The 23045-nt window shown below is 44.7% G+C and carries 17 protein-coding genes; 7 read left to right on the top strand and 10 right to left on the bottom strand.

The window, feature by feature from the left end; genetic code table 11:
- Nucleotides 1–50: 50 nt before the first annotated feature.
- The 4 genes from ACFSR5_RS06655 to ACFSR5_RS06640 all read left to right on the top strand — a co-directional run bounded on the left by ACFSR5_RS06655 (nt 51) and on the right by ACFSR5_RS06640 (nt 4313).
- Nucleotides 51–2480 carry a bifunctional UDP-N-acetylmuramoyl-tripeptide:D-alanyl-D-alanine ligase/alanine racemase gene (locus tag ACFSR5_RS06655; protein ID WP_380901974.1) on the top strand — a complete coding sequence of 810 codons (2430 nt, stop codon included), beginning with the start codon at nt 51–53 and terminating at the stop codon, nt 2478–2480.
- Between the two features lie 13 nt (nt 2481–2493).
- Nucleotides 2494–3090, top strand: coding sequence for a DUF502 domain-containing protein (locus ACFSR5_RS06650; RefSeq protein ID WP_380901972.1), 597 nt, complete (start codon nt 2494–2496; stop codon nt 3088–3090).
- Between the two features lies 1 nt (nt 3091).
- Complete coding sequence (locus ACFSR5_RS06645; protein WP_380901970.1) at nt 3092–3691, top strand: hypothetical protein; 600 nt, start codon at nt 3092–3094, stop codon at nt 3689–3691.
- Between the two features lie 148 nt (nt 3692–3839).
- Nucleotides 3840–4313, top strand: coding sequence for a DinB family protein (locus ACFSR5_RS06640; RefSeq protein WP_380901968.1), 474 nt, complete (start codon nt 3840–3842; stop codon nt 4311–4313).
- A 176-nt stretch (nt 4314–4489) separates the two neighbouring features.
- Here the strand turns inward: ACFSR5_RS06640 and ACFSR5_RS06635 are convergent, their stop codons facing one another.
- The 5 genes from ACFSR5_RS06635 to ACFSR5_RS06615 all read right to left on the bottom strand — a co-directional run bounded on the left by ACFSR5_RS06635 (nt 4490) and on the right by ACFSR5_RS06615 (nt 9927).
- Nucleotides 4490–5449, bottom strand: a complete 960-nt coding sequence (locus ACFSR5_RS06635) for a glycoside hydrolase family 43 protein (protein ID WP_380901966.1) — start codon at nt 5447–5449, stop codon at nt 4490–4492.
- Between the two features lie 108 nt (nt 5450–5557).
- Nucleotides 5558–6502, bottom strand: coding sequence for a helix-turn-helix transcriptional regulator (locus ACFSR5_RS06630; RefSeq protein WP_380901964.1), 945 nt, complete (start codon nt 6500–6502; stop codon nt 5558–5560).
- Between the two features lie 149 nt (nt 6503–6651).
- Nucleotides 6652–7038: a hypothetical protein gene (locus ACFSR5_RS06625; protein ID WP_380901962.1), complete on the bottom strand. Its 387-nt coding sequence runs from the start codon at nt 7036–7038 to the stop codon at nt 6652–6654.
- Between the two features lie 126 nt (nt 7039–7164).
- Nucleotides 7165–9234 carry a polyphosphate kinase 1 gene (ppk1, locus tag ACFSR5_RS06620; protein WP_380901960.1) on the bottom strand — a complete coding sequence of 690 codons (2070 nt, stop codon included), beginning with the start codon at nt 9232–9234 and terminating at the stop codon, nt 7165–7167.
- Nucleotides 9235–9393: 159 nt separating this feature from the next.
- Nucleotides 9394–9927, bottom strand: a complete 534-nt coding sequence (locus ACFSR5_RS06615) for a DJ-1/PfpI/YhbO family deglycase/protease (protein ID WP_380901958.1) — start codon at nt 9925–9927, stop codon at nt 9394–9396.
- A gap of 86 nt (nt 9928–10013) precedes the next feature.
- Here ACFSR5_RS06615 and mnmE point away from each other — a divergent pair, with 86 nt between their 5' ends.
- Entirely contained in the window at nt 10014–11390 is a 1377-nt protein-coding gene (gene mnmE, locus ACFSR5_RS06610) for a tRNA uridine-5-carboxymethylaminomethyl(34) synthesis GTPase MnmE (protein WP_380901956.1), read from the top strand.
- A gap of 509 nt (nt 11391–11899) precedes the next feature.
- Here the strand turns inward: mnmE and ACFSR5_RS06605 are convergent.
- On the bottom strand, nt 11900–12739 hold the full coding sequence (locus ACFSR5_RS06605; RefSeq protein ID WP_380901954.1) for a hypothetical protein: 840 nt from the start codon (nt 12737–12739) through the stop codon (nt 11900–11902).
- 257 nt (nt 12740–12996) lie between these two features.
- Here ACFSR5_RS06605 and ACFSR5_RS06600 point away from each other — a divergent pair, with 257 nt between their 5' ends.
- Together ACFSR5_RS06600 and ACFSR5_RS06595 are read left to right on the top strand one after the other, a co-directional pair.
- Nucleotides 12997–14601, top strand: coding sequence for a M60 family metallopeptidase (locus tag ACFSR5_RS06600; protein ID WP_380901952.1), 1605 nt, complete (start codon nt 12997–12999; stop codon nt 14599–14601).
- 610 nt (nt 14602–15211) lie between these two features.
- On the top strand, nt 15212–15691 hold the full coding sequence (locus ACFSR5_RS06595) for a GNAT family N-acetyltransferase (RefSeq protein ID WP_380901950.1): 480 nt from the start codon (nt 15212–15214) through the stop codon (nt 15689–15691).
- Between the two features lie 170 nt (nt 15692–15861).
- On the opposite strand, the gene ACFSR5_RS06590 is transcribed toward ACFSR5_RS06595, so the two are convergent.
- The 4 genes from ACFSR5_RS06590 to ACFSR5_RS06575 all read right to left on the bottom strand — a co-directional run bounded on the left by ACFSR5_RS06590 (nt 15862) and on the right by ACFSR5_RS06575 (nt 23040).
- Nucleotides 15862–16080: a hypothetical protein gene (locus tag ACFSR5_RS06590; protein WP_380901948.1), complete on the bottom strand. Its 219-nt coding sequence runs from the start codon at nt 16078–16080 to the stop codon at nt 15862–15864.
- 308 nt (nt 16081–16388) lie between these two features.
- Nucleotides 16389–18179: a metallophosphoesterase gene (locus ACFSR5_RS06585; protein WP_380901946.1), complete on the bottom strand. Its 1791-nt coding sequence runs from the start codon at nt 18177–18179 to the stop codon at nt 16389–16391.
- Nucleotides 18179–19744 carry a RagB/SusD family nutrient uptake outer membrane protein gene (locus ACFSR5_RS06580; RefSeq protein WP_380901944.1) on the bottom strand — a complete coding sequence of 522 codons (1566 nt, stop codon included), beginning with the start codon at nt 19742–19744 and terminating at the stop codon, nt 18179–18181. The genes ACFSR5_RS06585 and ACFSR5_RS06580 overlap by 1 nt, the downstream gene beginning before the upstream one ends.
- 2 nt (nt 19745–19746) lie before the next feature.
- Nucleotides 19747–23040 (bottom strand): SusC/RagA family TonB-linked outer membrane protein, encoded by a 3294-nt coding sequence (locus ACFSR5_RS06575; RefSeq protein ID WP_380901942.1) that lies wholly within the window; start codon nt 23038–23040, stop codon nt 19747–19749.
- Between the last annotated feature and the right edge of the window lie 5 nt (nt 23041–23045).

Below are 23045 nucleotides of genomic sequence, written 5' to 3'. Positions count from 1 at the left end.
AATGATACACTTATTGAAAATATTGATGAAATTTGTTGAAGCGATTTACTATGTATACGATATCAGCCATTCTTTCTCATGTGCACGCTGAAGCCAGCACAATTTTTGACGCAACACTCCCTATTTATGAATTAGAATATGATAGCCGTAAGATTCGAAATGGAGCGCATAGTCTTTTCTTTGCGTTAAAAAATGTACGCGACGGACATGAGTTTATCGACGATGCGTATCATAAGGGAGTTCGGTCTTTTGTCGTGAGCCGCGTGGACATAGACAAGAGCCGCTATGCCCAGACTAATTTTATTGAAGTAAAAGACGTGCTGTTGGCGCTACAGGAACTCGCTGCATTTCACCGCCGGCAATTTAAAAAGCCTGTCATAGGTATAACGGGGAGTAATGGCAAGACGGTGGTTAAAGAATGGCTTACGCAATTGCTGCAGGACGACAAAAGGATTTACCAAAGTCCAAAGAGTTATAATTCACAGTTGGGTGTTGCGTTGGCATTGTGGAACCTGTCCGACGACTATGATTGTGCTATTATTGAGGCTGGCATAAGCCTCCCGGGAGAAATGGCGCTACTCGAGCGGATGATTCGTCCGGATATTGGCGTGTTTACGAATATTGGCTTGGCACACGCCAGTGGTTTTTCGTCGAAAGCGGTAAAATTGCGGGAGAAATTAGAATTGTTCAAACATTGCACAGACGTTATTTTTAATTCGTCCTATGCGTTGGACGATAAACTGGTGCCCACGATGCGCACCTTCCGTTATGGAGCACGCGCGGAAGACGACGTCCGGGTGTTACGTATGGAGGAGAACGGTCGGGGGAGCACACAGATACAGTTGGCTTTCCAAAACGAAATTGCAACTTTTTCGGTGCCCTTTCAGGACAAGGCATCTCTCGAAAATGTGTTGCTGTGCATCACGGTCCTGTTATACTTTGGATACCCGTTGGATACAATTAGCCTTAAACTAAGGAAATTGAAATCGCTCGATATGCGTCTCCAACTTAAGAAGGGAAAAAATAACAGTTCGATTATCGACGATACATACTCCAATGATCTTGCTTCGCTGCAGATCGCATTGGATTTCTTATACCAGCAGCAGCAACATAAAAAAAAGACATTGATCCTTTCAGATATGGAGGGTCTCGATGAGAAATTACGGAATAAGCTCGGCACCTTGATGGAACGGCAGCTTTTAGACCGGGTTATTCTCGTGGGGTCTGGGTTATCATTTTTGAAAGCACACATTCACGCTCCCGTGCAGCTATTCGAATCGACGGAGGACCTGCTGGCTGGGTTAAAGGATACGACTTTTGAAAATGAATCTATATTAGTAAAGGGTAGTCGGGCTTTTCATTTGGAGGATGTCAGTCAGTTTTTATCGGCTAAATCGCATGAAACGGTACTGGAGATCAATTTGAAGGCGTTGGAGCATAATTTGCAAGTGTATCGTTCGCTGCTTCCGGTTGGGGTGAAGATGATGGCGATGGTAAAGGCGTTTTCATATGGCAGCGGAAGTTATGAAGTGGCTAACTTGCTTCAATTTAATAAGGTAGATTATCTAACCGTTGCTTTTGCCGACGAGGGAGTAGAACTTCGACAGCACGGCATTGAATTACCTATTATGGTTCTTAGCCCGGATGAGCAAGCATTTGATCTGTTAATTGCCAATCGTCTGGAACCGGAGATTTACAGTTTTCGGATTCTCCATGCTTTTCTGGAATTTTTAGCAGATAAACGGATAAAGGGATTTCCTATACATATCAAGATCGATACGGGTATGCATCGTTTAGGATTTTTGCCGGAGGAACTGGACGAATTAACGACCATCCTACAGCAAGTACGATCGGTGCACGTGAAAAGTGTACTGTCGCATTTGGTCGCTTCGGGAAGCGAAGAACATCGCGCCTTTACCGAAGATCAGATCAGGCGGTTCGCAGCGGGGGCGGACCGATTGGAAACGCAATTGGGCTATAAATTCCTGCGCCATATTGCGAATACTTCGGCGATTGTTCATTGGCCTGGAGCGTATATGGATATGGTTCGTTTGGGTATAGGGCTATACGGGGTGGATATGGACGGGCGCTTGGCATTGGATGCCGTGAGCCAGCTAAAAACAACCATCACGCAAATCAAACGGCTACCGGCCGGTGCAACAGTAGGCTACGACCGAAAAGGGGTGTTGTTTCGTGAAAGTCGTATTGCGACTGTAAAAATTGGGTATGCAGATGGATACAGTCGTCGTTTCGGAAATGGCGTGGGCGAAATGCAGGTAAACGGTCAACTGGTCAAAACCGTAGGATCCATCTGTATGGACATGTGCATGCTTGATGTGACGGATATTATAGCCCACGAAGAAGATGAAGTGGTGGTTTTTCCAGATTTACGAAAAGCTGCGAACGCGATCGGTACCATACCTTATGAATTGCTGGTTAATATTTCGTCGCGTGTTAAAAGAGTGTATTTTTACGGATAAATAGAAGAAGCGTATGATAAAAAGAGTATCCCAGCGGCTGTTGTATTATTTAATCAAAGGCGCGTTAGTGATCGTCCCTGTGGCGGGTGCCGTTTTTTTGATTATTTGGGCAGTTGCTTCCTTAGACAATGCATTAAATTTAACGACTCATTTTTTAGAAGATGAACAGGGACATCCATTGTATATCCCGGGGATTGGTATACTGACGGTGTTGATTGTGTTAATATTGGTGGGCTTAATATTCACGACGTTGGTTACTGCCCCTATCCGTGCTTGGTTAAAGCGGACAATCAATAAAATTCCGTTGTTCAATACGTTGTATTCTTCTATCAAAGATTTTACGGAGGCCTTTGTGGGGGATGCGAAAAAATTTAACGAGCCCGTGTTGGTGTTGGTTAATGAGACCGGGTTAAAAAAGATTGGTTTTCTGACACAGCGAGATTTGCATAAAATTGGATTGCCCGACGATGTGATCGTCTATTTCCCGTACTCATATTCGGTGGCTGGACAGGTTGTCGTCGTTAAATCGGTTCATGTAGAGCGGTTGAATATGAGTGCAACGGACGCCATGAAGCTGGTCGTTTCGGGAGGAGTAAGCGGGATAGAGTGATATGGCTACATTTCTAGACAAGATTTTCGGCAGCAAGATCGAAGTAGATTTTGCCAAGATTGATTTAGAGGCAGCGTTGTCCTTTCAGGATATGCGCGTGGATACCGTGTTGGCCAAACACATATTGGAGGGGACTGTCGGGGAAGCGATGCGGCAGGATTATTTTTGTTTTCTGGGAAAAATGGCGGTACTGGAAGAAACGGTTCCCTTGACTATCGCAGAAGAATTGCAGCTGCTGACGCACTACCTGAAACTTTGTGAAAAATGCGACGGTTCTCCTATTTTCGTACGATCGGATATCCGTATGGAAACCGATAAATCCATAGCGCCGTTGCTGACATTTCCACTTGTGGCCAACGCCTTACGGTATGGCTATAATTCGATGGTAATTTATCCCCTTAAAGTGAAAATTCGCGCGCTAGAGAACATGTTGCTCATCGAAGTGAGCAATCGGGTAAATCACCACATGGCCTCTCAGGAAAACACGTCTATCATCAGCCGCTACAAAAATAGGCTTTTATCTGTGTATCCTAACCGGCATACGTTACTGTTTAACAGCAATAGCAACACGTTTAAAGCCTATCTGCAGCTACACTGGTAACCTAAATCTATTCGCGCGGAATAGACCGTAGCAAAAAAATCAACATCTTCTTTTTCTACTGACAAACTGTTGTCAAAACGGCCCTTAATTTTGTGTTAGTCAATAAGGCTTACGAATAGAATTAATTAACGTTTTAACATTTAGTCAGATGAGCACATCAGTAATTTTAACAAAAGAAGAGTTTTTACAACATTGGCTAGGCCACCGTACACTAACGCGTCGTACCTTGGAAAAGTTTCCGGAGAATGATCTCTTCACATTTTCTATTGGAGGCATGCGGCCTTTTTCGGAGTTAATTATGGAACTACTGTCTATTGCCGAACCCGGACTGCGTGGTATTGTGGAGAAGCAAGAAAAACCTTACGATCACGCGTTAGGTTTAACCACGAAAGCTGACCTCCTAGCTCGTTGGGATGCAGACACGCCAAAAATTATCGAGTTGTATAATCAAATTCCGGAAGAGGATTTTCATAAGGACTATAATTTGTTTGGTGAATATAAATTCCCAATTTATAGCAATCTGCTCTATTTCGTGGATAATGAGATCCATCACCGTGCGCAAGGTTTTGTTTATTTGCGGGCACTTGGTATTGAACCTCCGTTTTTTTGGGAGCGATATTAATATCCGTATTCGGAGAAAAGAAGCTGTCTGAAATTTAGGCGCTGTCGTTCTCAAGCGGGCGGAGAACGACGAAGCAATCTGGAGCCGTAAACGGTAGATTGCTTCGTCGTACTTCCACACATAGGTGGGTGTTTTACGCATTGTTCAACCCCTACATATCGCGTATTTTGGTTGATTTATTGCAAGGGATGCCTAACGCCTTCGAATGTCATTTTTACAGGATTAATAAATCCCTGTTCGTCGAAGGTCATGCGGTCAATACAGGTTTGTCGTTCGTTTGCGGCTTTTTTTCCCAGAGGCCGACGGTGGTAAACGATATAATAGCTGTCTTCGTTTGGTACTTTAATAACCGAGTGGTGACCCGCGCTAGTAGCGACGGTTGAATCTTGTTCTAAAATTGTAGCGATGCGTTTGAAGGGGCCAAAGGGGCTATCAGCTATGGCATAAGCCACCTTATAGTCTGGATTTCCCCATCCGCCTTCCGACCACATGAAATAGTATTTATTGTTCTTGATGAACATAAACGGACCTTCGACATAGTTTTCCGGCGTTATCTCCTTATAAAGCGTGCCATCCTCGAAAGGGACGAGGCTTTTAAAATCGGCGCTTAATTTAACCACGTTGCAATGGCGCCAGCCGCCGTAGTACATGTAGTATTGCCCGTCTTTATCTTTAAAGACGAATTGGTCGATCGGTTGGGCTCCATGGACGATTTCATTGATCAATGGCTTTCCAAGCAGATCTGTATAGGGGCCTTCCGGTCGGTCGGCGACAGCGACACCGATGCCACCGACTTCGCCTTCGTGAACGTCATTCGCTCCAAAAAACAGATAGTATTTGTTGTCTTTTTCGATGACACTTGGGGCCCACATGGCTTTGTTGGCCCATTTAACAGCGCTGTTGTCGAGAACCTTCGGGTGTTTTTTCCAGTTCACAAGATCTTTTGATGAAAAAGCGTCGAAAAATAGCTGTTGTTCGTACGGAGCGGAATACGTCGGGAAAATCCAATATTCATTGTTGTACACGATAGCCTCCGGATCGGCATACCAGCCCGGAAACACGGGGTTTTGCTGAGCAAAGGAACTTATTCCAATACATACAGCAGCCCATGTGATAAAAAAAATGTTTGTCTTCATATGTATGATTAGGGATATCTATAAATATAAAAAAAACCTTTTAGCAATGAAAAGAAAACTTGTTTTTAGTTGTTGTTTGCCGGTAGTAGCCAACGTTGACCACTGGTTTTATAGGTGAAAAGCCGATACGATTTTTCGCACGTGAGATTTCAGCTCTTCGGGTTCGATGATATGCGCATGATCGGCAAACATCAAATACCAACGGGCAAATTCATTTTCTATATTTCGGGCTTGAAAGGTCATATAGATATCATCTTCTTTCCGCTCTTCGCTTATAAATCCGTAATGCAGCCTATCCCATTGGAGGTAGCGGGCGAATTCTTTTTCCACACGAATACGGACGCGCGTTGTCGGTGTGGATGTTCTTTTCTCCAGGTAGTGAGACAGCGGTTTATGTGTTTTGGTAAATGGGGTTTCGGTACGTTTAATCTGCTGTATGCGGTCTATTCGGAAATGCCGATAATCGCTTCGTAAATGACAGTATGCAACGAAGTACCAATAATTGCCTTCGTGGAATATGCCGACAGGTTCGATCAACCGCTGGTTGGGTTCGTCGCGATGAACCGCCCGATAGGTGATCGCAGCTACTTTTTTTAACGAGAGGCTTTCGAAAAGAATGGATAGCGCATCAGGGACATTTTCGTTAAACATAAATGCGGAATTTCCCATAACCAAGTTGTCCTCAAGCTGCGTGATGTTGTCCTTGTCGCTGTAACGGAGATAGGCACGGATTTTATTGATTGCCGCACAGAAATGGCGGAACAGGTCGGGATCCACAAATTTTTGCATGAGTTTTTCGGACGCTGCTATGCTCAGAATTTCCTCTTTGGTAAAGCTCGTGGGCGGCAGTTTATACCCTTCGGTCAGGGAGTATCCCGAGCCGGCCTCTCCGTATATGGGGATGCCGGCCTGTTCGAGTGCACGCATGTCACGATAGATGGTGCGCAAACTGACATCGAAACGTGCCGCTAGATCTTGTGCTTTAACGACTGAGCGGGCTTGCAACTGAAAGTAAATGGCGATGATCCGATGAAAACGTTTGGTGATATCCATGGTATAAAGATATCATAAAAACGAGCAGGATTGGGCATGGAATAGCTGAATAATCGGAAGTTTTTGTGGTACGTTGAGCCTTCCAAACGCTTTTCAAAAAAAATGCCTATCGGTGGATAGGCATTTATAAATTAAGAACGGTGTGTGCATTAATCGCGATCACAGTCTGCAAACCAGGTTTCGCCGTCTTTGATGTAGGTAATAAATAGTTCGTCGGCATCAATTTTAATGTAGCTGGTAGCAGAACCACCTATGTTCCAGTAATAATTGTCCCCACGTTTTTCGAATTCCACTCCATTGATGTTCGGAATGCCGTTTGAAAACGCGAAGTTGTACAAATTACCGACTTTCGTTACGGTGACGGTGCCTTCGCTCGCCGCCACGTCTTCATCGTCATCGTTTGTCGTATAGCTAATTGTGCCTTTGTACTTGTCTGCAAATAAAATATTATCTGCCGGATCATCGTCTTTGCTACAGCTACTGAACGTCAAAAATGCGATGACCAATAAACCTAGAATTTTGATACTTGTTTTCATAAACTTCTATTTGTTTCTGTCTTTTGTCACAAGGATATGACAATAGAAATGCCAATACGATGGCATTAAAATGTCTTTAACAAAATCTTAACATTTCTAGGTGTTTATTGCCTGTTGTATTTCGGCTTATTCTTGTTTTAACTTTTTACGCAGGTATTTGTACAGCTCTACTTGTGAACGGTGCGGCGCCTTATGGTTGCTTACATACGAATTATCGAGCTCATTGTTAAGGATGCGTGCTTTGACATTATCTTTTAATTGAAGGGCAAGCATGTCGATCAGTTCATGCTTAATTTTTTTGCTGTTAATCCGTAGCGCCGCTTCCACGCGGTGATCGAGATTCCGGGTCATCCAGTCTGCCGAAGAGATGTAGACCACTTCTTTTCCTGCAGCGTAAAAATACATAACGCGGGCGTGTTCGAGGTATTCGTCTACAATTGATATCGCCCGGATAGGCTCTAAAAAACGTTTTTGATTTACTGCGCAATATATACCACGCACGATCATCTCGATTTTCACGCCGGCTTCGGCGGCCTCGTATAATTTGCGGATCAGTAGTTTATCACTTAACGAGTTTACCTTGATTACAGCGTGTGCTTTCCTACCCGCTCGGACTTCCGTAATTTCTTTGTCAAGGTGTTCGATTAGTCCTGCGCGCATGTCGGTGGGGCAGACCAGTAAGCTTTTGCAGGGTTTTAAACTTTGAAAGATATCGACCTTCGGTTTTTTGAGTGCTGCAAAGATTTTATTGATATCAGCCATGACGGTCCGGTTGCTCGTCATGAGGCAGTAATCGCCGTAGATCTTGGCCGTTTTCTCGTTGATGTTTCCGGTGCTGACAAAACCGTATTGAATCGTTTTATTATGTACTCTTTTCTTAATGATGCAGAGTTTGGCGTGTACTTTTTTTTCCGGTATTCCGAGGAGTACTTTGATCCCCTCCATTTCAAATCGCTCTTTCCACTCCAGGTTATGCTCTTCGTCGAATCGGGCGCGCAGTTCCAGCATAACCGTGACATCCTTTCCATTTCGTGCGGCGTTAACTAATGCGTTCGCCACTTTCGAATTTTCTGCCATTCGGTAGATCGTCACCTGAATAGAGCGGACATCCGGATCCATGGCCGACTCCCGTAATAAATCGATGATGGGGTGAAAATTATGGTACGGAAAGGAGAGAAGCACGTCTTTTTTTAGTAGGACGTCGCTGATACGTTGACGCCCAGCAAACTCGGGATGGTCGAACGACGTGCGTTCTTTTGGCTTGCTTTCCGATTTAAACACCTTGGGAAAGCCCATGAAATGTTTGAAATTGTGTATTTTTTGCCCGGGGATAATGCTGTCTTTTTTGGAAAGATTTAATTTTTTAATCAAGAATTCGATAAGAGATGAATCCATGTCTTTATCGAATACAAATCGTGTTGGTTTGCCTTTCCGCCTGTTCTTGATTCCTTTTTCAATTTTTTCGACCAGGGAGGTATTGATATCGTTGTCCAAATCAAATTCAGCATCCTTTGTAATCTTAAAGGCATGCGCTTTGAAGGTGTCGAATCCAAAGTAGGAAAAAATATAAGGAAGGTTGAATTTGATAACATCCTCTAGAAGCATGACATGTTTTTCTCCCTTGGGAGAGGGAAGTAATAAGAAACGTCCATTGCTTCGCGTGGGATTTTCTATAATGGCAAACCGGGTTTCGTATTCCCAATCAGTTTTCCGCATGGCAATGCCTAGATAGAGGCTTTTGTCCCGTAAATAGGGCATAGGACGCGCTTCGTCCAACAGGATAGGAATGACATTGGATTCGACCTCCTCTTCGTAGTATTGTTTAACGAAGTCTTGTTGTACGCTGTTCAATTCGGTGTCTGTCTTGATGAAGACGCGTTGCCTGGCCATTTCTGCCTGAACCTTTAGCCATGTATTATCAAATTTTTCTTGCTGTTTGATGACGAGTTCGTTCAACTCATCCAGTATAGCTTGCGGCTTTTCGAAAAAAATTTCCTTGGCCTCTTTTTCGGAAAATGCGAGGGCTCGTTTCAGCCCGGCCACCCGGACCCGGAAAAACTCGTCCATATTATTTGAAAATATACCCAGGAACTTAATGCGTTCTGATAAGGGGACTTGTTCATCAGCTGCTTCTTGTAATACACGTCCGTTAAAGCTTAACCAGCTAATATCCCGAGGGATAAATTTTTTGTTCATTTTTTTCTTTGCCACTTGCTTGAAGTTTTAAATATATCGCCCCTGTGTGTCCTAAATATAAACAAAATATTAAGAAGATATTAACTTAATATAGGGTGCATAAATGAAAATAAGGGACTATATCCCTTATTTTTTTCGAATTGGTTACCCGCGAATGAGCTAATTGTTTACCTGCAGGTGGGTGACGATAGCCTGATTGAATGCGTCTAGATCGTCGGGTGTCCGACTGGTGATGAGTTGATTGTCCATGACCACTTCACTGTCTTCCCACTGTGCACCAGCGTGGATCAGGTCTGTTCGAATGTTTTTGACCGATGTTGCGCGTTTGTTGTTAATGAAGCCGTTTTCGGTTAACAGCAGTGGGCCGTGGCAGATGGCGGCGATTAATTTTCCGTCATCAATAAAGCGATTAACGAATTGTATGCTTTCTTCACTCACGCGTAGTTTGTCGGGGTTGATCACTCCACCAGGCAGGATCAATGCGGCATATTCTTGCGCATCGGCTACGGATATGTGTTTGTCGACGGGGAATTCACTGCCCCAGTCGGTATGATTCCACGACTTGATCGCTGGCTTCTCATTTGGGGAGATGATGTCTACTTGATAGCCCTGTGCTTCCAACGCTTTCTTTGGTGAAGTCAATTCGACCTCTTCAAATCCCTCTTCGGTTAAGATCGCTACTTTTTTTTCCATATCGCCATGTCTTTTGTTACGTTATACGAACGCCGCAGGACGCATTAAGTTTGATCAAAATCAATTCTAAAGCGTACCTTTGTGTTATGTCTACAGAATTGATTTCGCAGGATACAATCGTTGCTTTAGCCACATCTCCGGGTGTCAACGGTGCAATTGCCGTTATTCGCTTGTCGGGCTCCAAGGCTATTGAAATTACGAATGGCATTTTCAAAGGTAAGGATTTAAGCATGCAGCCTTCGCACACGATCCATTTCGGTACCGTGCGTGACGGCGAGGAAGTTATTGATGAGGTTTTGGTTTCCTTGTTTGTCGGGCCAAACTCGTATACGAAGGAGGATGTGGTAGAAATATCAACACATAATTCCAACTATATTATCGAGCGCCTTATCGGCCTCTTAATCAAGCAGGGAGCGCGTGCTGCCCGGGCGGGCGAATTTACCTTACGTGCCTTCTTAAATGGCGGGTTGGATCTGTCTCAGGCGGAAGCTGTCGCCGATCTGATAGCCTCGAATTCGGCTGCTTCCCATCAGATTGCCATGCAGCAGATGCGTGGCGGATTCTCCAATCAGCTCCGTCAGCTTCGGGAAGACTTGGTGCATTTCGCTTCATTGATTGAATTGGAACTCGACTTCTCCGAGGAAGATGTCGAGTTTGCCAATCGTAATCAACTTCGTACGTTGGTGACGAATATAGACCAGATCGTCCGGAAACTGATCGCCTCGTTCGAACAGGGAAACGTGTTAAAAAATGGCGTTCCTGTCGTTATTGCGGGGAAACCTAATGTTGGAAAATCGACGTTGTTAAATGCGTTGTTGAATGAAGAAAGGGCGATTGTTTCGGATATAGCTGGGACTACCCGGGATACGATCGAAGACGAAATCAATATCCATGGAATCACCTTTCGGTTTATTGACACCGCGGGGATCCGGGATACAGCGGACGTGATCGAGGCAAAAGGGGTGGAGCGGACACGGGAAAAAATGAAGCAAGCTCGGTTGATTATTTATCTATTTGATCCGACACAAGATCGTATGGATGCTGTACGCCAGCAAATAACGGATGTGGAGGACTTACGCATCCCGTTTGTGACGTTGATCAATAAGTCTGATCTGTTGACCGAAGCGCAGCGACTCGAATATACGGATCTAAAACCCGTGTATATTTCTGCCAAGGAGCAAATCGGGATCGAAGAGTTGAAAGATGAACTTCTTGCGCAGGTGAACCTCGCCCATATCAATACGGATGATGTTATGGTGACGAACATCCGACACGTAGAGGCGCTACAGAAAACTGCCGATGCGCTGCATCGTGTACTAAATGGGATAGATAATCCGGTAACTTCTGATTTTCTGGCAATGGATATTCGGCAGGCCCTTCATCACCTTGGTGAAATAACGGGTACGGTTACGACTGATGATCTTTTGGAAAATATTTTTTCAAAGTTCTGTATCGGAAAATAATTCAATTTTCTGATCGTTTCTTTTGTGGTGTTTTTGTTTGATTTTCAACAATTTATGTTTATCATATTTTGATATAAAAACCTTTTTTTGTACACTTTATAGAAATTTTGTATTTTTATGCTAATATGTTTAATAGCATGTACAAAAGTATACAAACATTCAAGGTTTGAATTATTCTGAGAATTTTAGATGGGTTGACTAGTGTTGATCAGCTCGATCCGTATCGGCACTCCTTTTTTCTCACCTAACCAGCAGCGCCCGTAGATATTTGGGCGAGAATAGGAAGTAGCAGGTTTATCTCGAACGTCTATACCAATAGTCTAAGTCAGGCCGACCGGAAAATCACACGGAAAATAAATGACGCTGGCGAACTTCTCGACTTTAAACGAACGATCATATACTCCTTACGAAGGACAGATATTATTCATTTCGGGATGAAGGGTCTCTGATCCTTTACCCATATTGCACTGTATTGAATCTACCGAAGCATCAAATTCGTTGGGATATATTTACAGGGATACCCATGTTGGGCTGCTGATCTTTCCGATACCGGAAAACATAATGTTAATTCCCAACAATCTACCTATAGGGCGTTCGTATCTTGTAGTAAAGATCTGTTTATTTTCCAAAAATATAAAAACCATCTGATTTTTGATACGCACCCGGACATTGCGCCCTGCAGTAAGATCGTGGCCAAATGCCCGAAGGTCGTCTCGTTCCCCGTCTTTTTCCAATTCTGAAAATTTATAGTGCGCCCAAGAAGAGCATTGGGGCTTGATAAGGGTGATATAGTGTTTGTCGCGCTCGCCATATAAAACGAGATTAACTTGAGAGCATCGGACACCGGGGCGGTTTGGTGAGGTCTTTAAGTCAACCGAGAATTCCATATTGTCCGCCTGGATGCCTGTTTCTTTCACCCACGCGTAATTAAGAAAAAACGTCTTTAGGGTGTCAACTCCTGCATGGTATACGGCACTGCTTGATACGGTAGGAGGATTCGAAAAGGAAGGCGCATGCATAGCAACTGGATAAACACGCAGGCTGTCGTGCTCGAGTTCCGCGGTGACTTCCCATCCATCGCTATTTAATACAACACGAGTGGTATCGAGAGCCTTTCCTTTGTATCCGAGAACTGGAAAATAAACGCCAGGGAGCTCATAATAATAGGTGAATTGTGTATCTCTTAACTGCGTTTTGCTCCTTTTCCAGCTTTTGAAGTCAACCCAATAATTTTTTAAATCTGACGATTTGCCTTCCGTATTCCTGACAAGAAAAAAGGCAGAGTGAGGCGAGCTTCCAACCGGATTTTTACAATAAAGGGATCCCATTACAGTGACATCGTGCTGCATGCCGATATATGAAAATGGCCAGCGTCGCCAGTGCACTTTGTCGATCGTATTACGTTCTATGCTAGTTGGTGATTCTTTAAGTTTCTAATACGCAATACGCATAAAACTTTTTTGCAAATTTAGATCAATGAATTGTTGAAATTTAGAACAAACGATTGAAAAGCTTGTTGGAAGCCGATTTAGTGGTTTTCAAAAAATTTAAGAATGCGACGAGCCAATTTTAGGTGTATTTTAGAAAGCGACAATTGATTAAAATTATGAAAAAAATACTAATTACACTATCTACAGCATTTCTTATCAGCAGTAGTTGTATGTCACAATCTGCTCAGGATTTGCACCAAGCTTACTTAGATTTGTCGGTTTTCCAAGATGGCCTAGCGAGCAGCTTGAGGAAGGGCGTTAACAAGAAACAAATTGCACAAATCCAGAACAAAGATATTCGGGTGTTAGCCGAAAATTTGTTGGCAGGAAAGAAAGTTGATCACTATAAACTTGCTAGTTATTCGGCTTTGTTGTCGCCGAAAACGTTGGGACGAGCGTTGAGTATTGGCGATGGTTACAGTAAGTACGAAAATGTAACGGGAATCTACCTGCCGGTCGGAAAACATATTTTGATAGCAGATGGGATTAAAGAAGATAAAGACATCAAATTGGTTATACCAAATTGGATGCGCAAAGCTCCAAACCCGGATGATCCAACGAAAGATCCCAAGGGGTGGGGAATAGAAAAGAAAGAATTTAAGCTTAGGAACGGGGTAAATATCATTGAACTGGAAGACTTTGGCAGCCTAGCTTACGTCAGCTATTTCTCGGATAATCCTCAGGAAGAAAGGCCTATCCAAATTCATTTTCTTTCTGGGCAGGTGAATGGATACTTTGACAATCAGAAACATACGGACGAAGATTGGAATTCGTTTTTAGACCATGCTGTTTACCCGATTATGGATGCAAAAGGCAAACATATACAAACTGCGTACCCAGTAGAAGAGTTAAAAAAGTACGCATATGGAAGGGGAAAGGAACTCATCAGTAATTATGACTCTTTGGTATACAGGCAGCATCGTTTGATGGGTTTGATCAAGTATGATAAGGTCCCTCATAACAAGATTTTGGCTAGAGTCAATTATAACTATTACATGTTTCGGGATGGAGATGGAGTTGCTTACATGGGTGACAAGCAAGGTTATGCCATGAAGATGGTCCTAGATCCCAACTCCGTGATAAAAGGTGACCCGTGTTGGGGGTTCAGTCATGAGGTGGGGCATGTTCATCAAACATCGCCTATGTTGAGTTGGGGCGGCTTGGGTGAAGTTAGTAACAATATATATTCCCTGTATGTGATGCGCTCTTTTGGGAACCAGTCGAGGATATTAACGCAGGATAATTTCAAAAAAGCTAAGGAAGCAATTATAGATAAGCGAATTTCTTATTTACAAGATCCCGATGTGTTCAATAGATTAGTTCCATTTTGGCAGCTACAGCTTTACTTTGAAGGTGAAGGGAAGAATCCTGATTTCTATCCCGACCTTTTTGAAACATTGAGAAATCAAAATACGAACAATAGCCCATCCCGGCAAAAAATACGTGAAAAGTGGGGTAGGGAACCGATGGTTGTAGAACGTAATCCAGCAGTTCACCAATTAAATTTCATCAAAACAGCTTGTGAGGTTGCCAAAACAGATCTGACGGAATTTTTTGACAAATACGGCTTCTTTTATGTAGGCGAGATGCAGTATGATGATTACGGAAAGTATGAGTACAAAATGAGCCAGCAAATGGTAGATGAATGTAAGAATGCTATCAAGTCCATGAATTTAGAAAAGCCAAAGCTCGATATCAGTACCTTGACCGATAAGATATAAAAAGGGTTTATTTGCAAAAAATCTATCTGCACCGCAGGACTTTTAGGATTCAATAACTGAAAAGTAAAATCGAAGGAAAACGCGATGGCTATATTTTTCACCTGTTGCTTCAGAAATATCGACAGCAGAAGGCTATGGTCCGGTGTAAAATAGGGGCAGTATGATAAAGGGTGTGCAACGGCACACCCTTTAGTCTATGTTTCTTACCTCTATGGTATTATTCGTCGATTTAGATAAGCTAGATCGAGATGGCACAGCATGTCCCCGATAGTTGCTTTTCACAAGAAAGTCCGTCTACTGCGCTGCATATTTTCGGCTTTCTCACTTTACGCGTGACGTCAAATCGTTTATTAAAATTCGCATTGATCTTTAGTAGTTATTCGATGCTGAGGTATTGTTGCTGGGTTGGTGTTGATTCATTACGTCTTATTTTAGTACTTAATCGCAGAATGATTATAATGGGGGGGAATTATAGAAAAAATGACTAATTTTATAGATCATTTTTTGTATTCTTATTTTTTAATACATTTATTATCAGTTATTTATTTTTTGTTGTGTAGATGAATAATTTAGTTTATTAGTCGTGTGTCTTTTCCTCTAGTTTAACGCAATGAAAAACTCTAACAAAAAGGTGGTTCTCCAAAAACTGACCGTGGATCAAGCGGACTTTCTTTACGACTTGTACACACATCCCGGTTTAGCTGCCGGATTTGATTCCAGTCCTTTCTTAGAAAACGAAACCCCTTTACAATTTACCCGGCGGATCATATCAGCCTGTGCGTATATATATAGCATCCGTCCAGCAGGAAACCCAGATCTACTTATTGGGGAGTGCGCCTTGCACGGGTGGGATAAACAGAAACAGCAAGTCGAGATTGGCGGTTCGCTCCTCCCGGACTACTGGGGAAATGGCTATATGCCAGCGGCGTTTGAACTTCTTATGCGTATCGCCAAACATCAGTTAGGCGTTAAAACTGTGATCAGCCGTACAAACATTAAAAACCTGAGGGCTATTCGTGCCGTCCAAAAAATCGGTTTTGTGAGATGTAACGAGGAAGGGAACGAGACCATATTGTACAGGCCTGTTTAAGCAGAAGAATGTAGACACGTAAAGAACTTTGGACAGTCATGTTTGGCTGCCCAAATAAACATAGGCTCGTTTAGATGAATACGCTACCAGCAAGTGTCCATTCGTTGAAGTTTATTTAAAGCTAGTTTATCGGCATTTCCAAGCCGTCCCCTGAAAAGTACATCAACGCTTTACATCGGATAAAAGTTGCCCAAGTCAGTGAGCCGCAGTTCACCTACAGCTATTTTATGGTTAGTTGTCCGGATTTTTCGAAGAATGCCCTTGTAAATCAATTTTCTAACCGACCTAAGTAGTTCGGTTCCTTGCGGTAATGGATAAGCTGGGTTTCCGTCGGACCCGCGTGTATTGCGTAGGAAATTTATAATCTGGAGTTCTGGAGATGTAAACATATGTTTATTTTTTGATGGGACTTATCTTCTTTATACTTTCCTTAGAACGGTAAATTGTGGAATTGGTTTTAAAATGGACTTTTTAAGGAGGAGAAGTAAAAATGCCCAGAAGTTATAAAGAAGAGTATAGAACAGCGGTTGCCTTTGAATCAGGAAAAGGATATGTTATCCGGATCTTTCTTCGCAGATGAACCGACCTCCTATTTGCGGCAAATTACCTGCCTTGGTACGGACAGGGTAGCAATAGAGTTGAACGCATGCTGAAGGCTAATGGTGCTGCTCCAGATCCGCTGGAACAGCACCAGAGTTTACTTTTTTAAACTTTCAAGATAGTATAACTTAATGGCTTGAGGCAGATTAACAACCTCTTGTATTGTCGCATCGAACGAAACCGTTTTTCCGTCTTCAAACAGCACGAGTTTTTGTACCGGGTCAAAGACGGCAAATTGAACGTTGCCCGTACCCAGATAGTCTCCCGGAATTGGCAGATCGCCGCGTTTGCCAAGTTTGACCGTGCGCTCGGATCCATGAATCAACCACTGTCCCGTAGCGGGGCGCCATACGGCAATTTCCGCTTTGCCGTCTCCGTTGTAATCCGCCGGGACAGGTATGTCGCCAGGTTCCCCGAAAGGAATATTACCAACTTCGGCAATATACCAGGTTTGGTTACTCCATCGCCAAACCGCTTTTTCGGCAGCCCCATCTCCGTCGTAATCGGCGGGTACGGGCGTGGATTCGGACCAGCCATGCTTCAAGGGCGGATGTTCCTGAACGAACCATGTGGCTAAACCGGGATCCCAAACGGCAAGATCGGCGATACCGTCACCATCGTAATCCGCAGGTACCGGTATTGCCCCCTCGGGGCCCATGAATATGTGTTCACCGTTCGCTTTTACGAAAAGGGCTTTCTTCCTGTTATAGGACATCGCTTGTGTCTGTGCGTTACCTTCAAAATAGGATGGCGTTGGGATCGCATCGGCGTTCCAGTGTGTGTACCGAAGTTTGCCCGTTGCGTCAAACCAATTGCCGGCCTGATACTTCATCAAATCGGATTTACCATCCAAATCAAAATCATATATACGTGAAGCGGCAGCCTCTCGGAATAAGCCTAATTTAAAATGTGAATCACCGTCCACTTCTTCATAGTGGTGATAAGGTGAAAATGTCCGCACCTGTATGTTGTCCGTTTCGAGATCAAACGTCATTAAACGCATCATACCGTTGCCGCCCATCGGACGACTTTGATAGTCGGAGAGGAAACTTTTTACGGTAACTCCGTTGTACGTGTCCTGACGGAAGCCTTCGCCATTGTCGCCAACATGCCCGCCGGCCATCATGAAGAGGTTTTTATGAGCCTTCAGGCGATCGTAAAGTCGTTTGGCCTGCTTACTGAACGGAGCACGCCCAGGGATATTACTGCCAGCAACAGGATTTAGAAACAGCGTGTAGTGCGTTACCACGATCGCCCGGCGGCTGCTGTATTTTTCCAGCACTGCTGAAGCCCAGTTATTCATGGCTTCCTGCTGCTCATCAAAGGCGTCAAACTCGATATATAGCACAATAAAGTCTGTACCGCCAGCGGTAAATAGATCGTAATGGCTATCGTTGTCATTCCTGAAATTACCTCCATAATAAGGACGCCCTTTGAAGTGGTCGACACCAAAATAGGTGTTGAAGTAGCGCGTGGTACCTGAGACAGCCAACTGACTCGGATATTGGTCGTGATTTCCAACGGCCAAGCCATAGGGAATACCGTGGGGAAGACCAGGTAGGGGCTTTTCCAGCTTGTACATTACCTTTGCGGCGTTTTCCCATTGCGCTGAAGCCTGATCTCCGTCGTCGGTTATATCCCCTAGATGGATCACGTAAGCAATTTGTTCGTGCTCCCGGTTTGCGAGGATCCAATCCACCTGAGCCTCAAAGAGGGCATTGGTACCTCCTTGGCTTTCTTTGGTATTATATTGCGTATCCGGGATGATCGCGATGGAAAAACGCTTGTCGTTTTTTTTGCCCGACTCGTTTGGGGTTTGTGCTAGCCCGTGCTGCGTGGAAATGATCCCAGCGAGCAGCAAGGTATAATAATCAATACGTATCTTCATTAATAGCCTTTGTTTTGGTCAAGTAACGGATTTACGCCGATTTCGGCAAAAGGAATAGGGTAGAGCAGCTTGTCTTCGTTTATCCTATACGACTCAGGGGAGAGGTATGAATAATGTTCTTTCATCCACACCGCGTTTTTCTGCATGATCTCGACCGCTTGCCCACTGCGGAGGAGGTCGAACCAACGGTGATTCTCGAAGGCGAGTTCTACACGCCGCTCGTGGAGGATAACAGAACGTAATGTCTCTTGATCAACAACCTGTAGGGGAGAGGCTGTAGGCATAGCCCTTTTGCGGACACGATTGACATGCGCTAGTGCTTGGGAAATCTTTCCCTGCTCGTTCTGTACTTCGGCCAACAGCAGCAACGCGTCCGCGTATCGATAAATAGGCCAGTTGTCGTTGGTGTTGTTGGGGGTTGCATGGGCGTTTAAATATTTTTTGATGTACGGCACACCTACTTTACCGGCGGGTGCTGTATAATTTACGACGCTACGATCAGCTTCCAGCTTGAAGTAATTGCTTACGTCATAGGTGCCTTCAGCAATGCCGATAGAAGCATCCAACCGGCTATCCCCGGGCTCATAGGCGTCGATCATCTCCTGCGTTGGCGTGTTCCAACCGCCGCCGGTATTGGAGGTGTTGTTCGTTTTAACGCCGTAGGTAATCGTTGAAGTATCGTAACAGCGGGGAAGGAAAACATAAATAAAATTGCTTTGCATATCCCCAGTAAGCCCTTGAAGGTACTGCACTTCAAAAATAGATTCTTTACTGTTTTTATTGGAGGTAGAAAACACCTCGGCGTACGTTGGCAGTAAGTCGTAGCCCATCGATAGTAAGCTTAGTAGCTGTTGTTCGGCTTTGCTGTACTCTTTGCGGGTCGCGTAAACCTCGCCAAGTAACATCGTCGCAGCGCCTTTACTGGCATAGCCAGACTGTGGGAATTTCGCGGGGATTTCAAGCAACTCAATTGCTTTGGATGCATCCGCAATGATTTGTCCGTACACAGCGTCTGTTTCTGCTCTAGGTTGGAAGGCCTCACGTTCATCAGTTACCTCGTGGATATATAGCGGGACTTTGCCGAAATACCGCACGAGTTTAAAGTAGTAAAACGCACGAAGAAAACGTGCTTCGCCTTCGATCCTATTTTTGACAGGTTCCGGGATATTCGCATCGCCGAGCCGATCCAGGATAACATTGGCGCGTGAGATGCCCACGTAGCTGTCATAATAGATTGCCGCCGAATAGTCATTACTCGAACTATTGGTAAAGTCCGCGACATCCTGGCGCATGTAGATGGCTGTGCCCTGATTGCCGGGGTTGTACTCGTAGTGCGTATTGTCGGAACGCATCTCTGAGGTATAGTAATCGGGACCAACCGTCCTTAGGGGATTGTATGTGGCATGAAGGGCCTGGGTGAAATCTGCTTCTGTTTTGAAGAAATTGGAACCAGAGACTTGATCTTCCGGCGCCAGGGATAGATAGTCCTGACAACCGGATAGCGTTAGAAAACCCGACAAGACGGCGCAAAGGTATACGTTTTTGAAATTTATAGCGATTTTCATATTTAGTTGAGTGTTAAGTTAAAACCAAGAGAGAATATGCGCGGCACAGGGTACGCATTTTCATCAATACCGATACTGGCTCCCTCCAGGCCGTTAAGGCTGATTTCTGGATTCATGCCTGAATAGGACATGACGTAAAAGACGTTCTGTATGCTGGCATAAGCCCTGACATTCCTGATCCAGGTGTTTTTTGCCGGGATGTGGTAACCGATGGTTATGTTTTTCATGGCCAGATAGGAACCATCTTCCACCCATTGAGAGTTGACATTTCGGCCCCACGCGGTTGTTCCCGACAGCGTGCGTGGGTATTTTCCAGAGCCGGGATTGTCTTCCGAACGCCAGCGGTCAGCTGCTTCGGCCAACACTGCACGGGCACCGTCCATGTTTGTCAGATAAGCCCATTTTGCCGGTAGAATCAATTTTCCACCGTAGGAACCCGCCATCGAAAAGCTTACGTCTATATTTTTGTATTGGAACTGATTATGGAATCCAAAAAGAAAATCTGGATTCGGATCCCCGATGAATGTACGGTCATTTTCATCGATAAGACCGTCTCCATTTAGGTCGCGCATCTTGATGGTACCGACAGCAATTTTGTTATACTTTGGCGCCGTTTGTAGATCTGCTTCATCCTTGATGAGTCCTTCATGTATAAAACCGAAAAACATCCCAAGCGGATACCCTTCTTGGTTTCTGTAATAATCGGAAGAGATATTGTTAAACCTGCGGATATAGCCGGGGCTGACCAGGCGCTGGATGCGGTTGCGGTCGAAGGACATATTGAACGAGGAGATCCAATGTAGTTCGCCAAACTGTTGCTGGGTGCCGATCGAAAGTTCATGCCCCCAAAATTTCACTGCACCCACATTGGAGGTGATGCTGGCGAAGCCTGAGGCTCTGTCGATAGGGCGTGCCTGGATAAGCCCGTCGGATAGTTTGTTGTAATAATCGTACGTGAAGGTAAGCTTGTCGTTCCACAAGCTTATATCTAGGCCGACGTCCAGTTGGCGTGTCTTTTCCCAAGCGAGATAGGTATTGCCCAAGGTCGTGACGGTACTCCCTTGGACCAGTTCGCCATTAATTACATAATTTGAGTTACCGATCTGTGGAATATGCGTGTAGTTACCGATATTGTTATTGCCCGTAAAGCCATAGCTAGCACGTAACTTTAGTAAATTTAGCGGAGCTATAGTTTCCAAAAAACGTTCTTTGCTCAAGATCCATCCCGCAGAAAAAGCCGGAAATGTGCCATACTGTTCATTCTTTCCGAAGCGGGAAGAGCCGTCCCGGCGTACAGATGCAGCAACGAGGTACCGATCCTTGTAGCTGTAATTGATACGTCCTAAATAAGATAGTAAGGCATAGCTTGTACTGTTACTGGACCCTCCCGTTATGTTTGCGGCTACATTGAGGTATGGTATCTCGTCGCTCGCGAAATTCTGACCACTCACGGTATTGGAGGCCTGCCGAAACGACTGAACTGAATAACCAACCAACGCGTCGAGATGATGGTTGCCAAAAGTCTTGTCATAATTCAGGTTAAGTTCGGCTGTATAGCTGTAATTTTCCAGGGAACTGCTTGTGCCTGATGAAATGTTGTTTGTATTGAGGAAGGACGGTACGAAGTATTGGCGCATCTCTCGCCCCATATCGACGCCTGCTAGTCCGCTGACCTTCAGTCCGTCGAGAACCTGATAGTCAATATAAGCATTCCCTAATAACCTGCTGGTCTTATAATCGTCTACCGTCAGTTCATAGCGGGCCAGTGGATTAATGTAACTGACCATTCCGGGCGAGCTTACAAATCGGGTATATGCTCCGCTTTCATCGTAGGGAGCGATCAATGGACTTGCCTCCGAAGTTTTCTGTACGATGCCCTGTATGCCATCTTCCAGTCGGTTGTTGTGATCTAAGCGGTAGCTCGGTGCTAGATTGACACCAATGCGGAGCTTACTATCCAGCAGGCGATAGCTTTGGTTTGCCCGGATAGAAAACAGCTTGGTGCCACTATTTACAACAACACCTTCCTGATGCTGGTATCCGCCGATGACCATCGTCGTCGAGTTCTCTTTTGCCGAGCTCAAGCTGATATCATAATTATGCTGCGGAGCAGTACGTGTCAATAGTTTAAACCAGTTCGTACCCTCGCCATATTGATCCGGATTTTGGTATTCCTCAGGTATTGTCCCTTTGAAATCTTCGTACCTGATCATATCTTCAAAGCGTTCTTTCATAAAGGTGGCGTACTGCCGTGCGGTCATCATGGCCGGTACACCGCGGCTTGGTATACTTTGGATGCCGTAGTTTGCATTGAAGTCGATTTTCGTTCCCTCGGATGGTTTTGCCTTCCTGGTGGTAATCAGAATAACACCATTCGAAGCCCGCGAACCATAAAGTGCGGTTGCCGAGGCATCCTTTAAGATGGAAAAGGATTCAATCTCGTTAGGATTGATGTTATTTATACTTCCCGTGATAGGCATTCCATCTACTACGAATAGGGGAGAACTACCCGAGTTAAGTGATGCCGCTCCCCGGATACGCCATGACATGCCGCGTCCTGGTTGACCCGAAGTTTGGTAGATTTGTACGCCTGGAGCACGCCCTTGGAGTTGTTGCGCAAACTGGGTCACAGGCATGTCTTGAAGGGCGGTAGCGTCAATCTGATTGATAGCACCTGTCACCTCGAGCCTTTTCTGCTTTCCGTAAGACACTGTGATCTCCTCGATCAGACCGGCTCCCTCAAGCTCCGCGTTGAACGACAGCTCCTGTGCTTCGCGTAACTGTATGTTAAACTTACGTGTTTGATAGCCGATATAACTGACCGTTAAAACGATGTTACCGGGCGCTGTACGCATGGAGTAGGAACCATCTTCGCTGGTTTGGACGGTTTGGGATGTTCCTTCTATGTTGACCGTAGCTCCGATAAGAACGTTGCCGCTTTGGTCATATACTTTACCTTTGATAATGCCTGGCGTTTGTCGACGTTCAAGATAGAGTGCGTTTCCATCGATACGATAACTGATGGCGAGTTGCTCCTTTAAAAGGGAAAGAAGCTGATATCCGTTAAGTTTTCGGTTCGTCAATTGCACGCGGCGCTGGCTTTTGATTTCTTTGGGGTTATACATGAAACTGAGGGCCGATTGCTCTTGAACCTGCCGCAACAATTCATCGATAGTCAATGACCTGTCCGAGAGATTGACGTGTACTTCGTCGAGCTTCTGTGCATGCAGCGTATTGGCGTACAAACTGCTTACCACAACGTAGAAAAAGCAGCAGGTCGCTATGGATAATTTCATAACAA

The sequence above is a fragment of the Sphingobacterium suaedae genome (genome assembly GCF_042684625.1).
GTDB lineage: Bacteria > Bacteroidota > Bacteroidia > Sphingobacteriales > Sphingobacteriaceae > Sphingobacterium > Sphingobacterium suaedae.
The sequence above is the reverse complement of the archived record's forward strand: the minus strand, read 5'-3'. Positions and strand labels throughout refer to the sequence as shown.